Origin of the sequence: Psychrobacter sp. UBA6739, assembly GCF_002453835.1 — a bacterium.
GTDB classification, from domain to species: Bacteria; Pseudomonadota; Gammaproteobacteria; order Pseudomonadales; family Moraxellaceae; genus Psychrobacter; species Psychrobacter immobilis_A.
On record NZ_DKHR01000017.1, the window covers coordinates 21,913 to 28,339 of the forward strand.

The window sequence follows — 6,427 nt, forward strand, 5'->3', positions numbered from 1 at the left end:
CTTTAGATAATGTGACTACTATCCGTAATGGCAACAACTGCCTTAAAGTTGAAACCTTAGAAGATGGTAAGTTAAATAGCTTTATTAGCGGCCCAAGTGGCTGTGCTGGTGATGACTCTGAACAGTGGATTTACGATCTCAAAGGCAAAATTCACAGCAAAATGGCATTAGATCAGTGCTTAACGGAACAAGGTTCTTGGGTCGTTTTAGGCGCTTGTAGTTTGGACTCGCCAGCGCAAGTTTGGGAGATGAACGGTGCCGACCAAATCAAACAAGGTGGCAAATGCTTTGATTTGCGTACTGGTAACTTAGTAGATAATCGCGGAAGCTTAATTACTTACAATTGTAGTGGTGGCTGGAATCAGAAATGGACGACGCTGACCAAAAACCCAAGCTTTATCTTAGCAACCGCTGGTAACAACCTACCATTAATCGTAGATAGTCTGCAAAAACAAGCAGTGACGATGGATAATATACAAACACAGTCATTGAATGCAGATAATACAGAAGAGCCTTCAGTATTAGCAAAACTAAGCACTGCGATAAGCACTTGGGTTAACAACTTGGTCAGTTAACAAAAGAATTCATTATGCTAAAAATAAGCTCCTATGATAGGGGCTTATTTTTTTACTAAATTTTTAATCTTTGTGGCTTATATGGTAAGGTAATTTACTTTTAAGAGTTTTTATTAGCCAAACAAAATCGTAGCTTAGTAATAAAAAATGGGTCGCTTTTTAGGTCATTTGTGGAGCATATAATATTGAATAGACACCCTGAAAGTGGCTGGTTTAACTCTGCATTGCTGACAATAACGCACAGACTAAAGCAGTTCGCCCAGTTATGGTCGCTACAGACACTGACCGATATGCCTGATCGACTAAGAAACCTATGGCAGCAGCTTATCGGCTCTTATTGGTTTATCCCAACGGCTTGCGTCATCGTTGGAATATTGCTTGCGCCTTTATTGGTCACTATCGATCAACACTTTGACCGCGAAACCGTCAGAGAGATTACCTTTGCTTTTACCGGTGACGACGATGCGGCGCGCGCTATCATGACAGCGATTGCAGGCGCAGTATTAGGCGTAGCAGGCACGACCTTTTCCATTACAATCGCCGTGCTATCGATGGCCTCTTCGCAATTTGGCCCACGGCTATTGCGCAATTTTTTAACCGATACACCTAACCAGTTTGTATTGGGGGCGTTCATTGGCACCTTTAGTTATAGTTTATTGGTGTTAAAATCCATCCATAAATATGACGTGGCTTTTGGTGTGCCACAGCTTGCTGTCACCTTTGCCATTATTATGGCAATTATCTGCGCACTTTTGCTGGTGTACTTTGTACAGCATATGGTACATGCCATTCAAGCCTCACATGTGATTCAAAACGCCAGTAATGATGCGATTAATAATATTCACTATTGGTATCGCGATCATTGCGATATCCAGCATCAACGCGATATAGAACATCATGACATTGAACAGTTTCATCACTGGTCAGCGATGCCCATTTATCCACCAAGCTCAGGTTATGTCCAACAATTCTATCTTGAATCACTGATTACACTAACACAAGACTATGGCGGCGTGGTGCAAATGCGTATTAATCTTGGTGATTATGTCACTGACAAAAACGTCATCGGCTACTTTTACCAACGTCCAGCAGGTCATCCAAATAATCGACGAAAAACAGCGACGCCATCTTTAGCTGTTGTACCGCGTGCCCCTGACGGGCTTTTTTGGCAACGCTTTGCAGGCTGTATACGTATCGAACAACGACTGGCTCATTCTAACGATATTGCTTATAGCTTGGGACAAATGACTGAAATCGCCGTCCGCGCCTTATCGCCTGGTATCAATGATCCAAAAACAGCGGTCAACTGCGTGCAATCACTGACCAGTTGCTTAAGTATTATGATGCGTCGTCAGCCGCCCAGCCCCTATCATTTCTATACACCGGCACAAAACGATGATTCATCGAAAGCCGAAGTTAAACAGCGACGCTTGGCGATATTAGCCATAGTTACTCATACTCCCAAAATATCTGATTTTATCAATACCTCGCTTGGCGAGATACGTCGGTATGCAGCAGCAGATTTGATGGTCTTAAAAGCGCTATGTCAGGCGATGGTCAATCTAAGTTATGCTCGCGTAAATAACGCACAGCAGCAAACCCTATTGCATGAGATAAAACTGATTGAGCGTGCTGGAGAAGAAAACCTAAGCTATCAAGAGCTGATAGATGACTTGAGCGCGATGTGCCAACAAGCCCAACAATTTATACTTAGCAACGATGCTCATCATCAGTATTTTGACTATGTTAGCGCGTTTGACGCCCATATTCGCCAAGCATTACAAACGCAATCAAGATAGTTTTTTCCTACTTATAATATGGTACATACCGCTGAGGTAAGAATAAAAAACAACCAAAATAGAAATAGAAACTTTCTAATCCTTATAAGCACTAAGCTTAAGACCATTCATCATTACTTGAGAATTTTTTCATGGCCCCTACCAGTAGCCTAACCATACTTGAAATCAGCGCGATATTCTTATCAATCACAGCCCTATTAACTTACGTTAACCATCGCTTTATTGGTCTACCGACCACGATTGGCGTGATGGTTATCTCCATTTTATTATCTATTGGCGCCATATTTTTGGGATTTTTGGGATTTGATCAGCTGATTGATTATGAAGTAAGCTTATTAGAGCAGCTTGATTTTACCGAAGTCTTATTAGATGGCATGCTCTCTATGCTGTTATTTGCAGGGGCGCTGCACGTCAATATCAGCGGTTTAAAACGTTATAAACTGCCTATTGGCATTCTTGCTTGCGTCGGTACCATCGTCTCTGCGATGCTTATCGCCACGGCGCTTTATTTTATGCTGCCGCTGCTTGGTTTCGGTTTGCCGTTTCTTTGGTGTTTGCTATTCGGTGCTCTAATATCACCGACCGACCCCATTGCTGTGATGGGCATCCTTTCATCGGCTGGCGCGCCAAAAAGTATAGAAACGGTCATCGCAGGTGAGTCTTTATTTAACGATGGTATCGGCGTCGTCATCTTTGTATTGCTGCTAGGTATTTTATCCAGTGGTGATATCCCAACCGCCAATTATGTGGCGCATACTCTAGCGGTTGAAGCTGGTGGCGGCATTGTTTTTGGCTTAGTACTTGGGGCGATTTTGTATTACATGCTGAAAAGTATCGATAGCTATCAAGAAGAAGTGTTGTTAACGCTTGCTGGTGTGATAGGTGGTTATGCACTCGCCAGCCATTGGCATTTATCAGGACCACTCGCCATGGTGATGATGGGGTTGATGGTTGGGAATCGCGGACGAGCATTGGCGATGAGCGATAAAACGCGGCATTATATTGATTTATTTTGGGAATTAATCGATGAAATTCTCAATGCTATTTTATTCGTACTCATCGGTTTAGAAGTAGTGATGATTGCTTATTCGGGTAATTTATTTATCGCCGCTGGCTTGACGATTGTCATTGCCCTAGTTGCGCGTTTTATCGTTGTAGGTATGACGACCAAAACCTTTCATCGTCAGCTCGATTTACCGACTGGTGCATGGAAAGTGCTGACATGGGGCGGATTACGTGGGGGTATTTCGGTTGCTTTAGTATTGCAGCTGCCGCTGGGAACCGAACGCGATATCTTGTTGGCACTCACTTATGCAGTGGTGATATTCTCTATCTTGGTGCAAGGTTTGAGTATTGGCAAAGTCGCCAAAAGCATTCGCACTGATAAGAGTACAGCAAAGCCATAATTTATAACCAGTTTTAAGCCAATCATTTTAGCAAAAGAAAGCCAGCATAAGAGAGTATCTTATGCTGGCTTTTTCATACACATTCAGTTTTTTTGATAGCCGCTATATAAGCCCTTTTTATATCAGACCCTTTCGCTTCATATTACGATAAACCACGACTACGATAAGAAGGTTTGATACTAATATCCCAAGCTTAAACCAATCAAATGGGCTAACGATTAGATAGTAAAGCTCAATAGGAATAAACACCCCATAACCCAGCACACCAAACCAATACGCCCATGTTTTATCTTGCCATAAGCCATAAGCCTCAAGGAAACGCAAACTGGCGTAAGCAAAGATTAATAACAAGAATAATGGCCAGTTTTTACTTGCTTGCTGAGCAATCCGTACTGCACTGTCAACTTGCGGTGCCAGTAGCTGTCCAAAAGTCTGTTGCCAAGAAGCAGTCGCTGTCGTCAGCCAATGCTCAAGGTCAGTATGCCATGACCATAAAGCCCCTGCCCCTAATAGTGCACCGACCCCTTTAACTACCTCATAGATTGCCACCGCTTTGATAGATTCACTGGCAGTACCGTACGACTTGATGGTTTGGTTGTGCAAGTGATGATCGTTATCCTTCGAGGATGGTTGCAGACTATCATCCTGCCTAGGCAAATTAGCCAAAGAAAGTCTCCACAACGCGGCCTTGCAACTGCTGATTAAAGAATGGCGTGTTTTTACCATTGGACAGCATGGATTGGGCGGTCACTTGCCATTCCAAATTAGGATCCACCAGTACTGCGCCGCCGATTTTTTCATATTGCTCACTAATACCAGCGATTTTCGCTGGATTGAGACAGATTTTATCGACAAGTTGCTCTAAGGTTAACACCTCATCATTGACTAGCTGACAAGCCAGCGCCATAAAGGTATCAAAATTTGAGATGCCTGGTGTACTCTCAGCAAATGGGGCTTTTTTGGCGGTACTGTTCAAGGGTTCATGATGGCTACATATCGCGTCAATGGTGCCATCTTTTAGACCACGGCGGATGGCTTGCTGATCGGTATTACTACGCAGGGGCGGTAATACGTAGGCTTGGGCGTTAAAACCCTCTAAATTATCATCGGTCAAATACAACTGATGCATCGCCACATCACAAGTCACGGGCAAGCCTTTATCTTTTGCCCAGCGCATCAATTCGATTGAAGATTTACAGGATAGTTGACTAAAGTGAGCGGCGATGCCCGTTTCTTCAACCATCAGCAACTGCGTTGACAAGGCAACCGTTTCAGCGATCCAAGGAATCCCTTGCAAGCCATGATATGACGCGATATAACCTTCATGCGCCACGCCATCACCAGATAGACTTGGCTCATCAGGATAAAAGAATACTTTCATATTAAAAGTCGCGGCGTATTCCAGTGTACGCAGCAATACTAAGTCATTGCGAAAAGGGCGGCGCGCATTAGAAACGGCTATACAACCGCCTTTTTTAAGCCCAGCGATATTTGATGGACGCTCGCCTTCTAAACCAGCAGTCAATGCACCCAAAATATGCAAATATATGCCGCCATCACCAAGCGCGCGCTCACGTAAGCCTTTTAATAATGAACCGTTCTCTAAGATAGGATTGGTATCAGGAGGAATGACCACATGCAAAAAACCATTGGCGCGAGCAGCGCGTCCTTCTGATTCCAAAGTGCCATGTTGTTGTTGACCTGGTTCACGTAGGCGGGCGCACAAATCAACTAAAGGCGGCAGTAGCCACACTTCACGACCAGCTTCGAGTGAAGCCAACTTATCTGTCGCAGCACTTGATAGTGAGTCTTTAAATGATTGAGGAAGATGGTTAATTATCGGTGCATCCGTATTTAACATAGTTGTCATGAGCGTTATTACCGTATCAATAAAATGGGATAAATAAATATAAAACAGCGAGGCAGAGGATTATTTACTCGCGGCTTGGTGAGCGCGCTGACCTTCCATAGCTAACGACAGTACTGCCATACGAATAGCGATGCCGTTATTCACCTGTTTTAAAATCACTGACTGGTCGCCATCAGCAACGCTTGATGCAATCTCAACACCGCGGTTCATCGGCCCTGGATGCATGACCAACGCATCCGGCTTAGCCAACGCCATGCGCTCTGGTGTAATGCCGTAGTGTTTATAATATTCACTCGATGATGCTAGCAGCGGCGAGCCGATACGTTCGTTTTGTATTCTTAATCCCATAATGACATCACAGTCCGTGACACATTCATTCATATCTTCATAGACTTGTACCCCAAAACGCTCAATGCCTTTCGGTAATAAGGTACGCGGCGCACAGACGCGGATGTCTTTGACACCTAAGGTCTGTAGCGCACTGATATCTGAGCGCGCCACTCGCGAATGCTTGATATCGCCAACGATAGCCACTGACAACTCCTTAAATGGACGCGGCGCTTCACGATGAATAGTGAGCATGTCGAGCATCCCTTGTGTTGGATGCGCATGCCAGCCATCACCGCCATTAATAATAGCAATATCTGGTGTTACTTCGGTTGCCATAAAATGGGCAGCGCCCGACGCTGAATGCCGTACCACAAAGATATCTGCCGTCATGGCTTGCAGATTCCACAGCGTATCGCGCAAGCTTTCGCCTTTTTTGGTACTAGAGCG

6 protein-coding genes are annotated in these 6,427 nt (G+C 44.3%); 3 read left to right on the forward strand and 3 right to left on the reverse strand.

The features are described 5' to 3' along the window. The 3 genes from B2575_RS04080 to B2575_RS04090 all read left to right on the forward strand — a co-directional run. Positions 1–575: RICIN domain-containing protein (locus tag B2575_RS04080; RefSeq protein WP_296240292.1), on the forward strand; the 575-nt coding region annotated here is incomplete at its 5' end. A 185-nt stretch (positions 576–760) separates the two neighbouring features. Next, positions 761–2,374 carry a DUF2254 domain-containing protein gene (locus B2575_RS04085; RefSeq protein WP_296240293.1) on the forward strand — a complete coding sequence of 538 codons (1,614 nt, stop codon included), beginning with the start codon at positions 761–763 and terminating at the stop codon, positions 2,372–2,374. A 131-nt stretch (positions 2,375–2,505) separates the two neighbouring features. Beyond that, positions 2,506–3,780 carry a cation:proton antiporter gene (locus B2575_RS04090; protein ID WP_296240294.1) on the forward strand — a complete coding sequence of 425 codons (1,275 nt, stop codon included), beginning with the start codon at positions 2,506–2,508 and terminating at the stop codon, positions 3,778–3,780. A 117-nt stretch (positions 3,781–3,897) separates the two neighbouring features. On the opposite strand, the gene B2575_RS04095 is transcribed toward B2575_RS04090, so the two are convergent. The 3 genes from B2575_RS04095 to B2575_RS04105 form a co-directional block, all read right to left on the reverse strand. Then, on the reverse strand, positions 3,898–4,446 hold the full coding sequence (locus B2575_RS04095; protein ID WP_296240296.1) for a DUF2127 domain-containing protein: 549 nt from the start codon (positions 4,444–4,446) through the stop codon (positions 3,898–3,900). Next, positions 4,439–5,650 (reverse strand): dihydroorotase, encoded by a 1,212-nt coding sequence (locus B2575_RS04100; protein WP_270895520.1) that lies wholly within the window; start codon positions 5,648–5,650, stop codon positions 4,439–4,441. The genes B2575_RS04095 and B2575_RS04100 overlap by 8 nt, the downstream gene beginning before the upstream one ends. A gap of 60 nt (positions 5,651–5,710) precedes the next feature. Further along, positions 5,711–6,427, reverse strand: a 717-nt coding sequence (locus B2575_RS04105) for an aspartate carbamoyltransferase catalytic subunit (RefSeq protein WP_296240299.1), incomplete at its 5' end; no start/stop codon positions are given.